The 19,805-nt window shown below is 41.0% G+C and carries 21 protein-coding genes; 4 read left to right on the top strand and 17 right to left on the bottom strand.

Annotated features, from left to right (window positions below; genetic code table 11):
- Window positions 1-5: 5 nt before the first annotated feature.
- From CGC50_RS09920 to CGC50_RS09870, 11 genes are all read right to left on the bottom strand, one after another.
- Window positions 6-704: a response regulator transcription factor gene (locus tag CGC50_RS09920; protein ID WP_095910703.1), complete on the bottom strand. Its 699-nt coding sequence runs from the start codon at window positions 702-704 to the stop codon at window positions 6-8.
- Entirely contained in the window at window positions 683-1,123 is a 441-nt protein-coding gene (locus CGC50_RS09915; protein ID WP_095910702.1) for an acyl-CoA thioesterase, read from the bottom strand. The genes CGC50_RS09920 and CGC50_RS09915 overlap by 22 nt, the downstream gene beginning before the upstream one ends.
- Window positions 1,098-2,369, bottom strand: a complete 1,272-nt coding sequence (locus tag CGC50_RS09910; protein WP_095910701.1) for an ABC transporter permease — start codon at window positions 2,367-2,369, stop codon at window positions 1,098-1,100. Before CGC50_RS09910 ends, CGC50_RS09915 begins: the two co-directional genes overlap by 26 nt.
- Window positions 2,362-3,108: an ABC transporter ATP-binding protein gene (locus tag CGC50_RS09905; protein ID WP_095910700.1), complete on the bottom strand. Its 747-nt coding sequence runs from the start codon at window positions 3,106-3,108 to the stop codon at window positions 2,362-2,364. The genes CGC50_RS09910 and CGC50_RS09905 overlap by 8 nt, the downstream gene beginning before the upstream one ends.
- Complete coding sequence (locus CGC50_RS09900; protein ID WP_095910699.1) at window positions 3,105-3,506, bottom strand: hypothetical protein; 402 nt, start codon at window positions 3,504-3,506, stop codon at window positions 3,105-3,107. Before CGC50_RS09900 ends, CGC50_RS09905 begins: the two co-directional genes overlap by 4 nt.
- Complete coding sequence (locus CGC50_RS09895) at window positions 3,503-3,940, bottom strand: acyl carrier protein (RefSeq protein WP_095911345.1); 438 nt, start codon at window positions 3,938-3,940, stop codon at window positions 3,503-3,505. Before CGC50_RS09895 ends, CGC50_RS09900 begins: the two co-directional genes overlap by 4 nt.
- Window positions 3,941-3,942: 2 nt before the next feature.
- Window positions 3,943-4,866: a M48 family metallopeptidase gene (locus CGC50_RS09890; protein WP_095910698.1), complete on the bottom strand. Its 924-nt coding sequence runs from the start codon at window positions 4,864-4,866 to the stop codon at window positions 3,943-3,945.
- 61 nt (window positions 4,867-4,927) lie between these two features.
- A complete protein-coding gene (locus tag CGC50_RS09885; protein WP_095910697.1) occupies window positions 4,928-5,302 on the bottom strand; it encodes an EthD domain-containing protein in 375 nt (124 codons plus the stop codon).
- A gap of 72 nt (window positions 5,303-5,374) precedes the next feature.
- Entirely contained in the window at window positions 5,375-5,941 is a 567-nt protein-coding gene (locus tag CGC50_RS09880; protein ID WP_002666028.1) for a LemA family protein, read from the bottom strand.
- Window positions 5,942-5,999: 58 nt separating this feature from the next.
- Window positions 6,000-8,111 (bottom strand): ferrous iron transport protein B, encoded by a 2,112-nt coding sequence (gene feoB / locus CGC50_RS09875; RefSeq protein WP_095910696.1) that lies wholly within the window; start codon window positions 8,109-8,111, stop codon window positions 6,000-6,002.
- On the bottom strand, window positions 8,104-8,349 hold the full coding sequence (locus CGC50_RS09870; protein WP_002666024.1) for a FeoA family protein: 246 nt from the start codon (window positions 8,347-8,349) through the stop codon (window positions 8,104-8,106). Before CGC50_RS09870 ends, feoB begins: the two co-directional genes overlap by 8 nt.
- A 101-nt stretch (window positions 8,350-8,450) precedes the next feature.
- Between CGC50_RS09870 and CGC50_RS09865 the strand changes: the two genes are divergently transcribed.
- Window positions 8,451-9,905 carry an acyltransferase family protein gene (locus tag CGC50_RS09865; protein ID WP_095910695.1) on the top strand — a complete coding sequence of 485 codons (1,455 nt, stop codon included), beginning with the start codon at window positions 8,451-8,453 and terminating at the stop codon, window positions 9,903-9,905.
- Between the two features lie 157 nt (window positions 9,906-10,062).
- On the opposite strand, the gene alaS is transcribed toward CGC50_RS09865, so the two are convergent.
- The 5 genes from alaS to CGC50_RS09840 form a co-directional block, all read right to left on the bottom strand.
- Entirely contained in the window at window positions 10,063-12,696 is a 2,634-nt protein-coding gene (gene alaS / locus CGC50_RS09860; protein WP_095910694.1) for an alanine--tRNA ligase, read from the bottom strand.
- A gap of 71 nt (window positions 12,697-12,767) precedes the next feature.
- Window positions 12,768-13,709, bottom strand: coding sequence for a hypothetical protein (locus CGC50_RS09855; RefSeq protein ID WP_095910693.1), 942 nt, complete (start codon window positions 13,707-13,709; stop codon window positions 12,768-12,770).
- A 70-nt stretch (window positions 13,710-13,779) separates the two neighbouring features.
- Complete coding sequence (murI, locus tag CGC50_RS09850; protein WP_095910692.1) at window positions 13,780-14,562, bottom strand: glutamate racemase; 783 nt, start codon at window positions 14,560-14,562, stop codon at window positions 13,780-13,782.
- Window positions 14,563-14,600: 38 nt separating this feature from the next.
- Complete coding sequence (locus CGC50_RS09845; protein WP_232781103.1) at window positions 14,601-15,230, bottom strand: hypothetical protein; 630 nt, start codon at window positions 15,228-15,230, stop codon at window positions 14,601-14,603.
- Between the two features lie 98 nt (window positions 15,231-15,328).
- Window positions 15,329-16,252 (bottom strand): SPFH domain-containing protein, encoded by a 924-nt coding sequence (locus CGC50_RS09840; protein WP_002666021.1) that lies wholly within the window; start codon window positions 16,250-16,252, stop codon window positions 15,329-15,331.
- Window positions 16,253-16,382: 130 nt separating this feature from the next.
- On the opposite strand from CGC50_RS09840, the gene CGC50_RS09835 reads away from it, so the two are divergent.
- The 3 genes from CGC50_RS09835 (at window position 16,383) to CGC50_RS09825 (ending at window position 18,914) form a co-directional block, all read left to right on the top strand.
- On the top strand, window positions 16,383-16,970 hold the full coding sequence (locus CGC50_RS09835) for a bifunctional nuclease family protein (protein WP_232781102.1): 588 nt from the start codon (window positions 16,383-16,385) through the stop codon (window positions 16,968-16,970).
- 51 nt (window positions 16,971-17,021) lie between these two features.
- On the top strand, window positions 17,022-18,374 hold the full coding sequence (locus tag CGC50_RS09830) for a NupC/NupG family nucleoside CNT transporter (RefSeq protein ID WP_394363710.1): 1,353 nt from the start codon (window positions 17,022-17,024) through the stop codon (window positions 18,372-18,374).
- Window positions 18,375-18,437: 63 nt separating this feature from the next.
- On the top strand, window positions 18,438-18,914 hold the full coding sequence (locus CGC50_RS09825; protein WP_002666004.1) for an S-ribosylhomocysteine lyase: 477 nt from the start codon (window positions 18,438-18,440) through the stop codon (window positions 18,912-18,914).
- A 141-nt stretch (window positions 18,915-19,055) separates the two neighbouring features.
- Here the strand turns inward: CGC50_RS09825 and CGC50_RS09820 are convergent, their stop codons facing one another.
- The gene (locus CGC50_RS09820; RefSeq protein ID WP_095910690.1) at window positions 19,056-19,802 is read right to left on the bottom strand and encodes an ABC transporter ATP-binding protein; all 747 of its coding nucleotides are present in this window, start codon (window positions 19,800-19,802) and stop codon (window positions 19,056-19,058) included.
- Window positions 19,803-19,805 lie beyond the last annotated feature (3 nt).

Here is a 19,805-nt window from a genome sequence, read left to right as displayed (position 1 = left end):
TCTTTTTACTTTTCATTCTTCACTAACCTATACCCTACTCCCTTAATTGTTTTTATTTTATTCTGGCCTATTTTCTCTCGGATTTTCCGGATATGTACATCTATGGTACGATTTTTAGCCTGATGAGCATCTCCCCAAATATGCAAGGCAAGTTCCTCCCGAGTAAAGAGCTTTTCGGGGGCTGAGAGTAAGAGAGAGAGCAATTCAAACTCTTTCTTGGGAAGAACATATCTTTCTCCCCCCTTAAGAAGTGTATAAGAGTCTGGATCCAGTGAAAAATCATCATGCTGTGCAAAAGTGTGTTGTGGTTCTTTCTTAGAGAGACAACACCTGACCAAAGCTTGTAACTTATAGATAAAAAGTTTTGGTTTTAAGTTTTTATAGATAAAATCATCAGCACCTGCTTCAAATCCTGCCAGAAGGGCATAGTCTTGATTTTCCTCAGCCAATAGTACCACTATAGGATAGGTAGGAAGTCCCATCTGGGGCAATTGTTCACACACTTCCACTCCATCAGTATCTGGAAGAAAAATATTAAGTAGCAAGAGCTCTGGAGCTGCCTTCTTGGCTATGCGTAATGCTTGTGCCGCTGAAGTAGCTGTAAGAACTTCGAAACCCACTTGTTGTAACAAATTTGCCCTATGTTCTATCCATTGGATATCACTATCAACTAATAAGATTCTTATAGGTGCTGCTTCCTCCATTGTTCATAAAATTCAGGATTATAGAGGGATAGTGTTCCCTCCTTTAGAGTGGTGAAGACCTGTATTGTCTCTCCTGTACATACCAATTCCTTAGCAACATTGTAGATAAGATAATGAAAGACCAACTTGGCCGCTGTAGTATCCATATAATGTGCCTGTGCCTCAAGGAGTTCCCCGTAGCGTACCATTTTCTTATGTTCGCAGACACTCTTGACAATAGGAGTGGCAAACCCATGTCGTTCTACATCCAGATAGGAGATGCCATACTTACGACCGAAAGCCTCTCGAGCATCTTCGAAATACTTGATATAGTTGCCATGCCAAACAATCCCCAAGGGATCTGTTTCGCTAAAGCGTACTCTTAGCTGTATACTCTCATATAGGGAGGTCGGATTATAGATTTCTTTTTGCCTTGTCATATACTATAGAAATTACCATACAAAGAATAAAAAATAAAAATAATAGTCCCACCCTGGGGAGTACAGAGGCGATACTTCCCGCTCGGAGGAATACTTCATAGAAAGCCTGTAACCCCCAGTTCATAGGGGAGAGCCTCGCTATAGTCTGCATAAAAGATGGCATGGCAAAAACAGGAATCCATACCCCACCTATAGCGGCAAGGATTACCGTAAGCGTAGCGCCTAAGGGTGCTGACTGTTCCTGTGTCTGACAGAGTGTCCCCAAGAGTACCCCCAAGCCGATTGCTGCCAAGGTTGCGGAGGTAGCTACCAAAAAAAGAGACAACATCCGTCCTGAGATATCCAAGAGCGGCAAGCCCATAAGAGGGAAAATATACAAGCCCATAAGCACCATTAGGGCAAACTGTAAAAGCCCTATTAAAAGAAAAACTCCTATCTTGGCCATGAGCAATTCCCCATAAGAGAGCGGAGAGGTCAATAGGCGTATATGAGTACCCTGTGTCTTCTCCCGCACAATATTTGCCGAAAGTGGAATAGTGATAAAAAAGATAGCAAAGAGTGCCCATGCAGGCACATTGTGCTGTACTGAATTGGGAAGCTGAGTCATCTCTGTAGGATTGATCTCAGAGAAAGTAATCATCTTCCTTCCTGTGGGAAAAGGCAGATGTTTATCTTCTCCTAATTCCTTCTCAAAAGCACTATAGATAAAAAGGTTTTCCACTTGGTACATCATCTTATCTATATGGGTTTTGATTACTTCTTTGTAAGAGAGAGATAAGGTAGGATCAAAGTACAATCGCACTTCCTTAGGATCTATTTCTTTTAATGGCTGTCTGTGTATCTCCTCCATAAAAGCACTAAGAATCCTATCGACACTCTCTTGTACTTCTGCTTGCAGATCAGCTGAAAGATGCTTTGGTAATACTATCGCCATGATATACTCTCCCTGGCGTACCAATTGTTTAGCTTTTTGCTCGTCCAATCCTTTGATTTGAGCATCAGTAACTACTGAGAAGAAATGCCCCCCTTCTATCCCCATGCGTATGTGCTGTGATACCTCTCCATGGTCATTATCTACCAAGAGGATACGCATTTGCTGCTGGGAGATATTTCGGAAAGCCCCATCTTGCAAAAGAGTAACTGTGATGACCAAAACCAAAGGCATCACAAAAAGAATGATAAGTCCTCCCAAGTCTCTACTAATAAGGAGGATTTCCTTGTAAATAGATGCGAAAAACTTATTCATAGGCCAGCTCCTGAGAAGTGAAACGAATAAAGACCTCCTCCAAGTGTTGTACTTTCTCCTGAGAGATAAGTTCTTTAGGAGTTCCTTGACAGAGGAGCACTCCCCTATCCAAAATAGCTACCCTATGGCAGAATTCTTGAGCTTCCTGCATGTGGTGAGAAGTATATAGGATGGACATACCCTGCTCATTGAGCTCTTTTAGATAATCTATAATGATATTCTTGGATATGACATCGACTCCGACAGTAGGTTCATCCAAGAAGAGCACTTCGGGGGTGTGCAGAATCCCCGCTAAGAGGTTGATACGGCGCTTCATACCCCCAGAGAAGTGCTTGATCTTTCGATCCGCCACCTGTGAAAGTGCTACTCTTTCAAGTCCTTGAGAAACAAGATTTTGTAAGTGTTTCCCCTGAAGACCATAGAGACTAGCAAAATAGCAAAGATTCTCCCTTGCTGTAAGGGTAGGATAGAGTGCATATTCCTGAGGCACCACCCCTATCCTATAGCGAATCTGGTTGGCTTGTCCCTTAAAAGACAAGCCACAGATAGAGAACTCCCCCGCAGTAGGGGTCATTTCCCCCATAAGGATGGACATGAGCGTGGTCTTCCCTGCCCCATTGGTACCGAGCATACCGAAAATCTCCCCTTTCTCCACCGAAAAAGAAAGATCCTTCAGTGCAAAATGGGTTGATTGTTTATATTTTTTATAGAGATTGACGACCTCTATTACCTTACTCATGTGTTTGAGGGAAAATTGGTTAGTTCTTCTACAGAAATATCAAAAATTTCCGCATATTTTTTCAATGTCTTTTCAGAGAGCTTAGCAAATACTTTAGGGCGTGCATGTCTTTTGATAATCCATTGCCACTGGCCCATATAACTGGCCAAGGTAACCCAGTCCATACGAGCACGAGCCATGTAATAGACAATAGGGCTCTGCTTACCTGCTTGTATCTGCTCCTTCGCTTTTTGCATTTGCTCCTGCAAAAGATTCATAGAGGATTCTATCGCAATATCCTTAACCTCCCAGCCTTCGCTGAGAGCCGTTGTGTAATTTCCTTGATTATCGGTTACATAACAAACCTCCTTAAGTCCCTCCAAAGCCCCCTTCTGGTTGGGCATCTCTTGCTCTTTCATACGTCCAATTCTTTGATAAATAAGTTCATCTGTCCCTGTGCCAATAGTTTTTCCTGATGATAGACTCCACAATCCATTGCACAAATACTATATCCCTTGTCATCATAACGAGAAAGCAAAGTAGCCTCTGTACGTATGGTATGTAATACCTTGGGCAAAGAGAAAATTTCTGCCTTTTTGATAGCACTGATATAGCCAATAACCCTCTTGGTATCCTCTTCCAAACCAAAGAAAAACTGCCCTACAATAGCCGAGCAGGTCTGTGCCATATTCTCAATCAAGCCTGATTCGGTAAAGTATTCTTTCTCCAAGAAGATACAATCCTCTGGGATAAGAAATTCGGTCACAATACTGGTATCATTGATATGTGTAATGGTATCCACCATTTGCATAGGCGGGCGATGCGGGAGGTACTTGAGGATAGAGATATTCATCATTAATATTGTTCTAATACTTGTATACGCTTCTCTATAGGTGGATGGGTAGCGAAGAGCGAGAAGAACCCTTGTGCTTTGTAGTCGATAAAAAGTTCCTTAACTTCATCATTTTGAACCTCCCGTATGGTAGAATGACCTGATATTTTTTTCAGCGCGCTGGCCAAAGCCAAAGAATTACGAGTGAGTTCCACTGCTCCAGCATCGGCCATATACTCCCGTGAGCGAGAGAGCGCCAGCTTAAAGAGAATCGAGAGGAAATAGATAGCTCCTGCCACCAAAAGAATTATCAACAATACAAGTGCCCCACCTCCCTTGTCATTTTTACGACTGCGAGAGGAGGACATACTCCCATTGAGCAACATCCGCAAAGCAAAATCGGCTATGGTAGCAAATATCCCTACAAAGACTATGGTTACTATCAGTAAGCGTACATCACGGTTGCGAATATGTGTAAGCTCGTGAGCAATCACCCCTTCTAATTCCTCGTCATTGAGTCTGTTGATAATCCCACGTGTCAGGGTAACAGCAAAAGTTTTTTCATTGATCCCCGAAGCAAAGGCATTCAGCGCATCACTCTCTATGATATAGAGCTTAGGCATGGTCATTCCCACACTCATACATAGGTTTTCCGTCAGGTTATACACTCTCATATTCTCTCGCCTTTCCAAGGGGCGAGAATGAGTAGCGGACTGTATCATCTGAGTATGAAAAAAATAAGAAATAAAGAACCATATCGCCACCCCTATAAGAACCATAGGTATTATCGAAAGAAACTGAGTATTGGTACGTTCTATTTCTTGGTCTGAAAGTATATACAATACCACATACGCCCCTACTAAAATCAGTAAAGGGAAAGCCAATAGGAACAAGATAGACTTGGTATTGTTTCTTGCGATTTGTTGTCGTATTCCGAGGTATTGCATTTCTTAATTAGGTAATGATTAATGATTAACACTTGCTTGAATATGTGCAAAAGGAGTGAAATTACCTATTTTCATCAAATATTCTTTCTTCCGTGCCGAGCCACATTACAGAGAAGGCCATGTCCACAAATTTTAGTTCGTCCTCGCGGAGGTCTGCCAAGGCTTTTTGCCCCTCTAGAGTATTGCGCGCTTGGATAAAATCTTCCTTATGCTCATACCACAATTCTCCCATGGCGTCAAACTCAAAAGGGAGAGTTTCCCTCTGAGTTGCAGATTTCTCATCCGTAGAAAAGAAAGGAAATGTCTTGGTATAATCCTTGATAAGTAAGATCTCCTTATACTTTATTACCTTTTGAGAATGTGCTTCCCATAGTTTTATGAATTCTTCTTTTGTAAGAGAAGCTTTCTTACGGACAAACATTATAATCTTGAACATCCTGCTGCTATTTTGTAGAATATAAACCGAATATCATAGGTAACGTGGGATAAAGAATCTTCATGGAGTTCCTTACGAAAAAGAAATCTCTGGTGCTTTGTCCAACTGTTTGCGCTGTTCTGTACCTAAGTCAAAGAAAGGCTGAGGTGTCATATGCTTGAATCCTGCTACGATATTGGTAGGGATCGATTGTATAGCTGTATTGAGTTCCTTGGTAGTGGAGTTAAAATAACGGCGTACAGAAGCCAATTTATTCTCTATATCAGCTATTTCCTCTTGCAAGTGCATAAAGTTGGTATTTGCTTTAAGCTCAGGATAAGCTTCCACTTGGACATTGAAGGCACCCATAGCTGAAGAAAGTTCCTTTTCTGCTTCTATCTTATCATTGACTCCCGTAGCAGCAAGAGCACGAGAGCGTGCTTGAGTGATACGAGTGAGTACCTCTGATTCGTGGTTCATATATCCCTTGACGGCTGCTACCAGCTGTGGGATAAGGTCATGGCGCTGCTTGAGCTGAACATCTATATCTGCAAAAGCATTTTCTCGATTATTGGACAAAGCCACTAATTTGTTATTGGCACTGATGTACCAAAGCACTACAATCGCTACTACAGCGAGGATAATAATAAGTCCTGTCATGATTAAAACAATTTAATTTGGCGCAAAAATAATTAAAAAAAATGAATATTCCTATTTCTTAGCTAAGAATTTGATAGGCTGCAAAAGCCGAAAGATAGGCAAACCCTGTCATAAAAAGCCACTGAATAATCGCCCATTTCCAGCTATTAGTTTCCTTACGAACAATGGCAAAGGTACTAATACACTGCATAGCCGAGGCAAAGAAAAGCAATATAGAAACCCCTGTAGCAAGGTTGAACATAGGAGTACCATCGGGGCGCATTTCCTCCTGTAGGCGAGTGATTACTGTGCGCTGCTCTGCCTCTCCTTCCTCTACATCTACCTCTCCTAAGCTATAAATAGTAGCCAAGGTACTTACAAAAGTCTCACGAGCAGCAAAAGATCCTAATACTGCAATACTTATCTTCCAATCATAGCCTAAGGGGCGAAATACAGGTTCTACAAACTTGCCCATATTCCCCAACAGAGAGTTTTCAGTACGGTAGCTCAGTAGGTAATGCTCCTTCTGATCCTCATCCCAACCGTATTGGGCTACCATCTGCTCGGTATGAGTCTCCGCATTGCGATACTTTTCACTCAGTCCATGGGTCTGCAAGAACCATATAAGCACCGTCATGAAAAAGATAATCTTACCGGCATTGACCACAAAGGCTTTGGACTTCTCATAGACCGTCAGTAGCACATTTCGTGCCAAAGGCACCTTGTAGGTAGGCATTTCTATAATAAAATGTGTTTTGATTGTATGCTTGAGTACCAAGAACTTATTCAAAAGCCAAGCCGAAAAAATAGCCATAAAAACACCCAACATATAGAGCGCAAAGAGTGCCACAGCCTGATTGTCAAAAAAGAAATAATTGCCCTGAGGAATCACCAACTTTATGATAATCAAATAAATAGGAAGCCTTGCCGAACAAGTAATAAAAGGCGTTACCAAAATAGCTATCAGGCGCTCGCGCCAACTCTCAATCGTACGGGTAGCCATCACCGCTGGGATGGCACAAGCAGCCCCTGAGATAAGCGGAATGGTTCCCTTTCCATTAAGCCCAAAGGGGCGCATGATTCTATCCATAAGAAAGACCACCCTGCTCATATAGCCACTTTCCTCCAATAAGGAAATAAAGAAGAAAAGTAAGGCTATCTGAGGGACAAAAGAGACCACAGCGGTAAGTCCTGGTATCACCCCATCCACTAAGAGAGAAGTCAGTGATCCCTCAGGAAGAATCCCCGAAAGCCACTCTCCTACCCAGCCTAAAGCGCTTTCTATCCAGCCTTTGGGATATTCACTTACATAGAAAATCACTTGAAAAATCAGCAGCAATATTGCCATGAAGATCACATAGCCCCATACCTTATGCAGGAGTATCTTATCCAAGAGGGCTCGTGTACCGACTGCCGTAACCTTGTAGGTATCCTTGAGTGCATTGTTAATCACCTGATAGCGAAGAATTGTTTCCCGCTGTTGCATTCGCTTGATTTCAGCTTCAGTCTTGATATTTTCCTTCTGGATCTCCACCTTGCGCAGCGCACCTACTACTTCGAAATTCTGAGAAATCACCATCCAGAGTTTGCCCAATTCCTCGTTGGGGAACTTCTCTTTGAGCGAGGAGAAGAAAGGAGGATCTATACGAGCTATATCCACTAAGGTCTCCAAAGAGAGTTTTTTATAATTGATAATAAGTTCCTTGAGTTCTTCTATTCCGGTTTTCTGCCGCGTACTCACAAGAGCGATACGCGTATGAAGAGCAGCTTCCAAGGCTGGGATATCAATGGTAATTCCTCGGGGCTTCATCCTATCGGCCATATTGATCGCCAAGATGGTAGGAATACCAAAATCCTTAATCTGAGTAAAGAGATAGAGATTTTGCTTGAGGTTCTCTACATCAGCCACTACCACCACTACATCAGGAAAATCAATATCATCCCTATCCAAGAGACAACTTACAGCTACCTTTTCATCCATAGAATTAGGATTGGTACTATAAGTACCCGGCAGGTCATAGATACGTGCATTAATGATTTGGGAGAGCTTACAGAATCCCACCTTTTTATCCACAGTAACTCCAGGATAATTCCCTACATGCTGATTCATCCCCGTAAGCAGGTTGAAGATGGAAGTTTTCCCTACATTGGGATTGCCTATGAGAGCTACTTTTATTTCATTTTTACTCATCAGAAGCCGTATTAAAGATTTCTACCTCGATATATTGTCCCATTTCCTTACGAATGGCTAAGTGTGTATCATTCACAATCAGATAGTAAGGATCTCCTAAGGGAGCTATCTCCACCAGTTCTACCTTATTTCCAGGGAGACATCCCAATTCTAATAATTTGATAGGAAGCATCTCGGTATGTATCTCCTTGATAAGATACTTTTCTCCACGCTTCATTTGATTGACGGTAAGTGTCATTTTTATTTATACTTATTTTAAAGAGGCAAAGATACTATTTTTTTTCTTCTTCTCAAAAAAATTATGTAATTTTGTCATGGATTTCAAAAGACTTCTAAAGTATGAAAAACTATCTTTTACGTTCAGTAGTAGGAGTACAAATCGCTTCTTTTGTCATCGTTGGATTACTTGTTTTAATAACTCAATTTATCAACGATAAGATATATCTATATGAATATGAACCTGCTCAAGACTTCTTAAGTATTATACTCACTCCTTTCTATATCCTTACCGATAACAGCCAGTATAGCAACTCTTTCTTCCTATTGTTACATTCGCTCTGCTATTTCTTGTTTTTCTCTATGGTAGTGGGAAACATTATAGGGGTTCTTTGGTATTTTATCAAGAAAAAAACGCTCAAATCTTCCCCTTGGATGAAGGATTTCTTACTGGGAGAAGTTATATTCATAGGCTTATTAGTGATCAATTATCTTATCATCTATCTGACGAATCATTTTTCCTTTGAAATAGAGAAAGACTCTTCTTTATTTATGTTTTTGGTTGCCTTTGCAGGATGCTTTCCTATTTTTCTCTTAGGCAGATGGCTCTGGCGACGTAGCACACGACTACTGGGAGGGGTTGCTTTAGCCGCTTGTGGGATAGCTCTTGCCTTTGTATCAGGTATTAGTATCTATACCTATGGACAAGAAGGTGAAAAGAATTGGGATGAATACTCCTATGAGAATGACGATTATCCTGAGAGAGACAACAATTCTGATAATGAAGAAGGAGAAGACTCTGAAGATTTTCTCATCATAGAAGAAACAGGGGATAATGACGAGGAAGAAATAACCTATAATCCTGAAAAAGACACCAAAGGCACTTACGATCCTTTTGCTTTTAAGACAAGTCAAATGGATTACATGGAATGGGATAAACCACAAGAGTATTATAAGTGGGATTTTAACAAATTCAATCGTGATTTTCTCCAGAAATTATTTAATCAAGAACAATATGTAGTAGATTTGGAGGATATCTATCGTCAGGTGGATAGGAGCAAAGCCAGCAAAGAGGCGCAAGACAAAGGACTCTATGAGTTTACTCAAGAACTTGGAAAAGACTCCTATATGCTCTCTTGTTTTTGGAGGCATTTGGGTACTTTTACCTTGGAACAGATGAATCAGAATCAACTGCTTCGCTATAGTGCCAGAGCACGCTACTTACTCAAAGTATATTACTTAGACAAGGGTAATATCAGCCTATATGAGGAAGTCTATAAAGTAATGAAAGACACTGATAATGAAGTTACTGAATATGGAGGATACGATGAAGAACAGCACCTAAAGAACCAGTTAAAAGCATTGCTTAGGGTATACACCGATCAGGATCGCTCGGAGGAACTTAGGCGTGATCTGAACAATAGTGAACTGGAATACACCGATATACGCTGGGCATATTCCTTCTGGGCTCGCCGCTATAAGGAGAAGAATATTCCTATCACTCTACGTATTCTCTTGGATGTCAATAAATATGTAAAAGATAAATATCCTAAGGAATACGAAAAGCCTGTCATGTAAATAGATTCTACATTTTTAAAAAATACAAATAAGATCATTCCTTAAAGATGCAATAAATTGCGTCTCTACCCTAACACAAGCTCTATAGAGACAAGGTTTTTGTAGAGACGCAATTCATCACTTCTTAAAAAGTTATAGAAATTTGCTTTTCAACGTGTTATAACAATGTTTTTACTTTTTCCAAAGCTTCAGCGATACCTTCCGGTTTTCTACCCCCTGCGGTAGCAAAGAAAGGCTGGCCTCCTCCGCCTCCTTGGATATATTTACCCAACTCGCGTACGATTTTTCCAGCATCTAAGCCTTTGCTTTGGGTCAATTCCTTATTGATATAGCACAAGAGTAGTGCCTTACCATCTTCTTGTGTAGCTCCGAAGAGAATAAAGGCATCTTTGACTTCTTCCCCAAGCATAAAGGCTAAATCCTTGAGAGTAGCGATATCCAAATCCAAACGTTTTGTCAAGCATTGTACACCTGAGATAGTTACAAACTCACCCTTGAGCTCACCCTTGAGCTGTTTGGCCTGTTCTCTCTTGAGTTGTTCCAACTCCTTATGCAGGCGAGCATTCTCCTCTTGTAAGTTAGTAATGGACTTGATAGGATCTTGTGGATTCTTGAGCGATCCCTTGATTTCTTCCAAGAGCTTTTCTTGTAATAAGAAGTGCTTAAGAGCCCCCGCATTGGTAATAGCTTCTATACGGCGTACCCCAGCAGCTACCGCTCCTTCGGAAACAATCTTGAAGAACCAAATATCTCCTGTATTCTTTACGTGAGTACCTCCACAGAGTTCTCGGCTTTCACCAAACTGTATCATACGTACTTTCTCCCCATATTTTTCTCCAAAGAGTGCCATAGCTCCTGCTTCCAATGCTTGTTGTATAGGGATATTGCGATGTTCCTCAAGAGGAATCTTTTCATAAATACGCTTGTTCACCAGGCGTTCTACCTCGGTAAGTTCCTCGGGTGTGAGCTTGGCGAAGTGAGAAAAGTCAAAGCGTAAGGCCTCTGGTGATACATGAGAGCCCTTTTGCTCTACATGAGTACCCAATACCTCCCTTAGTGCCTGATGCAGCAAGTGAGTGGCACTATGATTGGACTGAGCCAAAGCACGTCCCATAGGGTGTACTTCAGCCTTGAACGGATCATTGAGATTTTCTGGCAGATGCTCTGCTATGTGTATTATGAGGTTATTTTCTTTCTTGGTATCTGTAATGTAGATTAGCTCACCATTGGCAGCTTGTAGGGTACCACGATCTCCTACCTGCCCTCCTCCTTCGGGGTAGAAAGGGGTAGTGTTGAACACCAATTGGTAAAGGGTTCCATCCTTTTGGCTCTCTACCTTACGATATTTGACCAAGCGAACCATTGCTTCCAATGTGTCATAGCCAATAAATTCCTCTTCTTCATCATCACGGAGTACTACCCAATCTCCTGCTTTTACCTGAGCCGCAGCACGAGAGCGCTCCTTCTGTTTTTGGAGATGCTCCTCAAAAGAAGCCTCGTCCAAAGTCATTCCTCGCTCGGAGAGAATCAGTGCAGTAAGGTCTTTGGGGAAGCCATAAGTATCATAGAGTTCAAAAGCTTTACTACCAGAGAGCTGCTTGTCAGAGGCATTCTGTATCATCACATCGAGCATCAGTAAGCCCTGCTCTAAAGTACGCAAGAAAGAAGCTTCTTCTTCCTTAATCACACTAACAATCAACAAAAACTCTTTTTCCAACTCTGGGAAAGTACCACCCATTTGTTTGGTCAAGGTTTCTACCAACTTGTAGATGAAAGGTTCTTTCTGCCCTAAGAAAGTGAATCCGTAACGAATAGCACGGCGTAAGATACGACGAATGACATAGCCTGCCCCATTATTAGAAGGCAATTGTCCATCAGCAATCGCAAAGGATACCGCCCTGATATGATCAGAGATCACACGTATGGCTATATTAATCTGTTCTTGTTCTGGAGTGAGTTGTATGCCATTAGTGTAACGAGTCTTAGTAATCTCTTCTACTTTGTGGATCAGAGGCGTAAATACATCCGTATCATAGTTGGACTGCTTGCCTTGTAGCACCATACAAAGGCGCTCAAAGCCCATACCTGTATCCACATTCTGAGCAGGGAGCTTTTCCAAAGAGCCATCAGCCTTACGATTGAACTCCATGAAGACATTATTCCAGATTTCAATCACCTGAGGATGGTCATTATTAACCAAGTCTCGGCCTGCTATCTTAGCTTTTTCTTCGTCTGAGCGGATATCCACATGGATTTCAGAACAAGGACCACAGGGGCCTTGATCTCCCATTTCCCAGAAATTATCCTTCTTGTTCCCCAAGAGGATATGATCCTCGGCAATACGTTCCTTCCAAATGTCATACGCTTCTTGGTCAAAAGGCACTCCTTCTTCAGGACTTCCTTCAAAAACAGTTACATATAGGTTTTCCTTAGGGATCTTATACACTTCGGTGAGCAATTCCCACGCCCAAGTGATGGCTTCCCTCTTAAAATAATCACCAAAAGACCAGTTGCCCAACATCTCGAACATGGTATGGTGGTAGGTATCACGTCCTACTTCCTCCAAATCGTTATGTTTTCCAGATACACGAAGGCATTTTTGGGTATCCACTACCCGTTTTTGCTTAGGCTTGGCATTGCCTAAGAAAAACTCTTTGAACTGGTTCATCCCTGCATTGGTAAACATCAGGGTAGGGTCGTTCTTAATTACCATAGGAGCAGAGGGAACGATCACATGTCCCTTGCTCTCAAAGAATTTTAGAAATAATTCTCTTATCTCTTGTGAGGTCATAATTTATTCCTTTTTAAGCCCGCAAATATACAATAAATAATCATCAAATGCAATATAGCCACTGCTTTTTTCTACAAAGATTGTTCCTTTAGCTTTCGAGAAAAATAGTAATGAAGTCTTTCTAACAAAAAATCCTTGTCAAAAAAAGTTTTTGTGTAGTATGTTATAAATATTTTTATCAGAGCCCCGTCTTGCTCCAAAGAAAAAGGAAAAATACTCATGAAAGCCATTAAGGCATCCCTTGTATAAGAATTATTCAGTGCTGGCTTGTCTATTCTGTAGATTTCTGAGAGTATTTCTTCTCTTAGATATTTGGAACGTAACAGAAAATCTTCCGAAAGAAGATTTTCTTTTTGAATATCTATATATCGCTTAGCATAATTGGTAGGCATAGGCAAGCTACTTATATAGCTTTCTTCATTGAGAATGACATCAATCATAAATGTCACTTCTACTTTGAGGAAATCAAGTGCTTTTTCTCTTCCTATGACATTCTTTTTATGATACCGGCTCACCGCAGTTACATAGCTCATAATAGCCTCGATGGTTGTAGGATCTATTTCCTCAAAACGCCCCAACTCTCCAAAGAAACTTTTGAGCTTATCAAGCAAAAGCTCTTGAGGAAATCCTAAAAAAGATAAGCTGCCGCAAGTATATTCCATCATCAGATCATCCTGCTCCGGTTCATCGATAAAACAATGCTGCACCACACCAATAGTATCCCAATCTTCTTTGGTCTGTAAAAGCGAAAAAGAAAAAACTCCATTGAAAAAAGTTTCCCTATATAATTCCTCTGCTTTCTGAGAATAAGTATCATAATCATTATCACTCTTTATATTCTCTAACTGTTTTTGGATTGCTTGATGAGAAATGGGATACCTACTTAGGTTAAGCAACGGGAGAAAATAAGCAGCAAACAAAGCCTCTTTTTTGATAAAGGATAATTCTCCGTAAAAGTTCTCATAACAGAAATCGCTGCATTTTTCTAAATATAAGTTATATTGGCTTTGCATATCTGATATTATTACCTTTCTTTCAAAAGAAGTATCTGTGGATAAATGTTCTCAATGACAAAGGATATTTTCAAAAATCCTCATAGAGTACCCTCACTCCCTCAGGAGCAAAGGATTGTAGTATCTCCGCATTTTTATTAGTCAGCCACAGGTGAGAGGGCACGTGCTCTTCTTTTTTGGCAAGTAGATTGTTTTGGGAGAGGATACGCTCTGTCTGCTTAGCTACAGCTTGAGCAGAGTCCATAATACGGACATTCTCGGGCAAAATTTCGGAAATAAGAGAGGTAAGATAAGGATAATGGGTACAGCCCAAAACCAAATAATCCATTCCCTCAGCTACCATAGGGCGGAGGTATTGCTCCAAGAGTGCCATCATCTCAGGGGTGTCTATCTTTCCTTCTTCTATGAGTGGTACCAGCCCTATCCCTTCTTGCTTAAGTACATTAATCCCTTTATCAAGTAGTTGCTGACAGGTGTTGGCAAAGAAAGCACTCTTTAGAGTACTCTGTGTAGCCAGTACCCCTATGGTCTTGGTTTGGCTATAGAGCCCTGCTGGCTTGATTGCAGGCTCTATCCCTATAAAAGGCACCTTATACTTAGCCCTAAGGTGAGTTATAGCATTGGTTGTAGCGGTATTACAAGCTACAATAATGAGTTTGCTATGATGGTCTAATAAATATTCCGTGTTCTTTTCGCACAGGGCAATAATCTCCTCTGAGGACTTTTCTCCATAGGGAGCATTGAGACTGTCCGCTAAGTATAAAGTACTCTCCCAAGGAAGCTGTCTTACCACGTCCCTCCAGATAGTAGTACCTCCTACTCCTGAATCAAATAAACCAATAGGACTTATCAATGATTAATGATTAATAGTTAATGATCAATGATTTAAAACTACTTTAATTCTTTTTCTACAATAGTAATGAGCTGTTGTGGTGTAATAAAGTTGTTTAGGAATTTTTCTAATTTTCCTTCTTTGTTAATTTCGCTAAAGAACGCTTCATGGTCAGTACTGAATACTGTAGGGTTTTCAGGATTTGGGTCATTAATAGCGATGTAATAACCATCGGGATAACCTTCTGAGGCTAATAGATGAATAAAATTGGGATGCAGTTCCTTGGTAAGCTTAGTTATCTGATACAAATCAACAAACTCTTCATTTGAGAAATGTAGATACCATTGCTGATAGTCAGCAGTCCCTTCTTGGAAAGGGGTGAAAGGTTCTCCTATCCATTGTGCTCCCACTGGCTCATTTTGAGGAGAATAAAAATGAGCTACTAACTGACGGCGAAACTCATCCTTATCCTCTTTGTATAATTCCCTATGAGCTTCTATAAAGTCATTAAGTCCATAGATGGGCTCATCATCCTCACCTAACGACCAATCATCAAAAGCATCATCCCATTGATAAAGAGGAGTATTAAAAGTAATTGCTGATAGATCCTCTCTCAAGGAAGTACCTTTCACCTGACTTATATCTCCTCCAAGAGTCTCAATACGAGCTAAAACTTTTTTACCTAACATATTTTTCTTTTTCCTAAAAATCATGATTAAAACATAAATGACCTCCCTTATAACCTAAAATATAAGGGAGGTTAGAATGATCCTATGATTATTTATCTCTATTCTCTTTTCTTGTCATTTTCCTTACGCATGATTTCTCCTATCTGGTTGGAGGCTGCAAAGGAAGCAATCATATTGTTCAGCATTTCAGCACCTGCTTGTGGAGAGTTCGGTAAGAGGATAAGGTTGCTCTTGGTATCCTGTCCTACGGACTGTAGGGTATCATAGTGTTGTGTTACCACTATCAGTGCGGAAGCCTCTTGTGAACTGATACCTACTTTGTTGAGAACATCGACACTCTCTACCAAACCACGTGCGATTTCACGACGCTGATCCGCGATACCTTGCCCTTGTAAGCGCTTACTTTCGGCCTCTGCTTTAGCTTTTTCTACAATAAGAATACGCTGTGCATCCCCTTCATATTGTGCAGCCACTTTCTCACGTTCGGCTGCATTGATACGGTTCATAGCTGCTTTTACCTGAGCATCTGGATCTATATCAGTAACCAAGGTCTTGATAATATCGTATCCATAAGTTTCCATGGATTCTTGCACTTCACGCTTTACAGCGATAGCAATATCATCTTTCTTAACAAAGACATCGTCCAACTTCATCTTAGGCACTTCCGCACGTACCACATCGAATACATAACTGGTTATCTGATCATGAGGATATTCAAGCTTATAGATGGCATCATATACCTTGTCTTTGATCACGACAAACTGAACAGAGACTTTGATTTTAACAAAAACATCGTCCAGTGTTTTGGTTTCCACAATCACGTCCAGCTGTTGAATCTTAAGACTTATACGTGCTGCAATCTTGTCAATCACAGGGATTTTCAGTTGTAATCCTGAATGGCGAATACTTTGGAACTTTCCAAAACGCTCTATAGATACGGCTGTTTGTTGCTTTACAGTAAAGAACAAAGAAAACAATATAAACAAGCCAAACAAAAGGAAAATTACAGGTACGTAACTCATAACAAATATATTTTATTTTCGCGCAAAGATACAACATTTTATTTTAAAAAACAAGCGAAATTTCACCCTACTAAAGGTTGTAAAAATAAATAATTTTACCTAATTTTGCAGCCTATTACCCGCCACTATTATGGAATGGATTCAAATGTACATAAAATCATTGGGCAATATGTCTGCCAGCAGCTATGTCGTTCTACTCAAAGAGAGTCATGGCAAGAGATTAGTGCCCATTATGGTTGGAGAAAATGAAGCTATGGCTATCCAATATAACCACTTCAAAAGCACGGCCATCAGCCATCCTTCTATTTACAATGTGATGCTGGAGATACTGGAAAGAAATGAGCTGCATATCACTCAAGTACAGATTTCGGAATTCAAAGAAGGTAATTTCTTCTGTCATCTTCTTTGTGAAGATGAGATGGGTACTACCTCCTATCCTATCCGTGTGGCCGATGGACTGGTAATGGCCATCTGTGCCAATGTCCCTATCTACATGGTCTCCGAATTGGTAAAAAGATATGGCTCTACCTCCCGAGGGAAAGAGGATTTCACTGAGACGGAACCCGAAGAAGAGAGCACAAGGCCTGCCAGCAAAGATGAACTAAAGCGCTACCTCACAGCCGAGCTAGAGCGGCTTATGGAATCTTCTCTTATGGAAGAGAATTATGAGATGGCTGCCAAAATCCAAAAAGAACTAGACCGAAGAAAGAAAATATAACACAAATTGTCTATGAAACTTATATATGTTTTTACACTTTTGCTTTCCCCAATGCTGGGAATAGCACAATCGCAAGGAAATACAATCATTCCAAGCGAGGGTATGAGTTTGGAAAGTGTCCTTAGGGGTGTCTTAGGAATGTGTGTGCTACTGATGATTGCCATCCTCTTTAGCCACAATCGCAAAGCCATCGCTTGGAAGACTGTCGGTATCGGGCTGGCTATACAATTGCTCTTAGCCTTTGGTGTACTACGAGTAGCATGGGTGAGAGAACTCTTTGAACTGGCTGGACGCTTTTTCCTTCTGATCTTGGACTTCACCAGAGCTGGTAGTAATTTCCTCTTTGGAAACTTGATGGATATAAACGGGATTGGATATATCTTTGTTTTTCAGATACTCCCTACCATCATCTTCTTCTCTGCTCTTACCTCTATCCTATTCTACTATGGCATCATTCAGCTATTCACTCGAGGATTGGCCTGGGTACTAAGTAAATCACTAAAAATCTCAGGAGCAGAGAGCCTTTCAGTTACAGGGAATATTTTCTTAGGACAGACAGAAGCTCCACTGATGATTAAGTCCTTTTTGGAGAAGATGACCAAGAGTGAGATTCTGCTTGTAATGATTGGTGGTATGGCTACAGTAGCAGGAGGCGTATTGGCCTCCTATATCAACTTCTTAGGAGGAAATGATGATGCATTGAAATTAGAATTTGCCAAGCACCTATTGGCAGCTTCAGTCATGGCAGCCCCTGGTGCAGTGGTTATCTCCAAAATACTCTATCCACAGGATGAACCAATTCCTACAATGTATGAAAGCTCCCATGAGAAATACGGAAGCAATATCCTCGATGTCATCAGCACAGGTACTAGTGAAGGACTAAAATTGGCTGCCAATGTAGGAGCTATGCTCTTAGTCTTCGTTGCGCTAATTGCTATGGTCAATTACTTCCTTGGCTGGGTAGGAGAGATTACCCACCTGAATGGGATAATCAGTAATAGCAGTATACTCCCTTATGACCGGTTCTCCTTGGAGATGATTTTAGGCTCTATCTTCTCCCCTATTATGTGGCTAATAGGTGTAGCCAAAGAAGATATGATGTTAGTGGGTCAGCTCTTAGGAATCAAGTTAGCTGCCTCTGAATTTGTCGGCTATACTCAGTTGGCTGTATTGAAAAACCCAGAAGCTCCCATGCACCTAATGTACCAAAAATCGGTGATTATGTCCACTTATTTGCTATGTGGTTTTGCCAACTTTGCCTCTATCGGGATACAGATAGGCGGGATCGGATCTCTTGCTCCTAACCAGCGTAAGACCCTTTCTGAGTTTGGACTCAAGGCAGTATTGGGAGGAACCCTTGCCTCTCTAATGTCTGCCACTATTGCCGGAATGATCTTAGGATAGTAAATTCAATTGTTAAAATTATCAATACTAAACTAATCATTAATCATTGATCATCATAAAAGAATGGAAAGAATAGCAAGTTTTTGTGTAGACCATCTCAAGTTACAGCGTGGGATTTACCTTTCTCGTAGAGATGTTGTAGGTCAGGAAGTGATTACTTCTTTTGATATTCGTATGAAAGCCCCCTACCGTGAACCCGTATTAGGAGGAGCTGAAATACATACTATGGAACACTTGGCAGCCACTTGGCTACGCAATAGTGATTGGAAGGATAAAATCATCTATTGGGGACCTATGGGCTGTATGACAGGACATTATCTGATTCTTGCAGGAGACTATACTTCTAAAGATATAGCCCCGCTGATCATCCGTCTGTTCGAATATATGGCTAATTTCGAGGGAGACATCCCCGGAGCTTCTGCGGTAGAATGTGGCAATTACTACAACAACAACCTCCCTATGGCCAAGTATGAAGCCAAGAAATATTTAGATGAGGTACTCTACCAGCTTAAAGAGGAGAATCTGAATTATCCTGAATAATAAAAAAGAGGCTGTCCGAGGAACCCAAAACAACTAATTTTCAATAGAATAAAATTTTAAAATGTTTGATTTAAACTTTTGAAAAATACTGTTTTTGGACTTTTCGGACAGTCTCTTTTCCTTTAGAGAATGTTAGCCCTGCTATTCACTAAATCCTGATTTTATCTTTCGTAATTCCTCTTTAGCATCAAACCTATTTTCTATGAGATTATCCTTGATGATATTGCCGTCCTTAAGTACCACAGTACGCTTGCTGAATTGGGCTATGTCATCCTCATGGGTTACGAAGCCTATGGTGCTTCCCTTATCATTAAGTTCTTGGAAAAGTTCCATTACTTCATAGGAAGTACGGGTATCCAAATTCCCAGTAGCCTCATCAGCCAGAAGGATTACAGGGTCATTCACTAAGGAACGAGCTATGGCTACACGCTGCTGTTGTCCTCCCGAAAGTTCACTGGGCATATGGTGCAGGCGTGACTCCAATCCTACCTTTTTCAAAGCCTCTATAGCACGATCCCGACGTTCTTTGGCCGAGATTTTAGGGTTATACATCAGGGGAAGTTCCACATTCTCTATAGCAGAAGTACGTGCCAAGAGATTATAAGCCTGAAAGATAAAACCTATCTTGGTATTACGCACATTCGCCAGTGAGTTCTTGGACATATTTCTCACCGAAATACCATCCAGTATATAATCCCCAGAAGTAGGTCTGTCCAAGCATCCTAAAATATTCAACAGAGTAGATTTCCCAGAACCGCTAGGTCCCATAATAGTGACAAACTCTCCCTCATGGATATTCAGGTCAATCCCCTTGAGCACATGTAGGGTCTCTCCCCCCATCTTGAACTCCCTTCTGAGGTCTTTTATCTCAATAATTGTCTTTCCCATGAT

Source organism: Capnocytophaga gingivalis (assembly GCF_002302415.1).
Classification (GTDB): domain Bacteria; phylum Bacteroidota; class Bacteroidia; order Flavobacteriales; family Flavobacteriaceae; genus Capnocytophaga; species Capnocytophaga gingivalis.
This window is presented reverse-complemented; position numbering and strand designations above follow the sequence as displayed.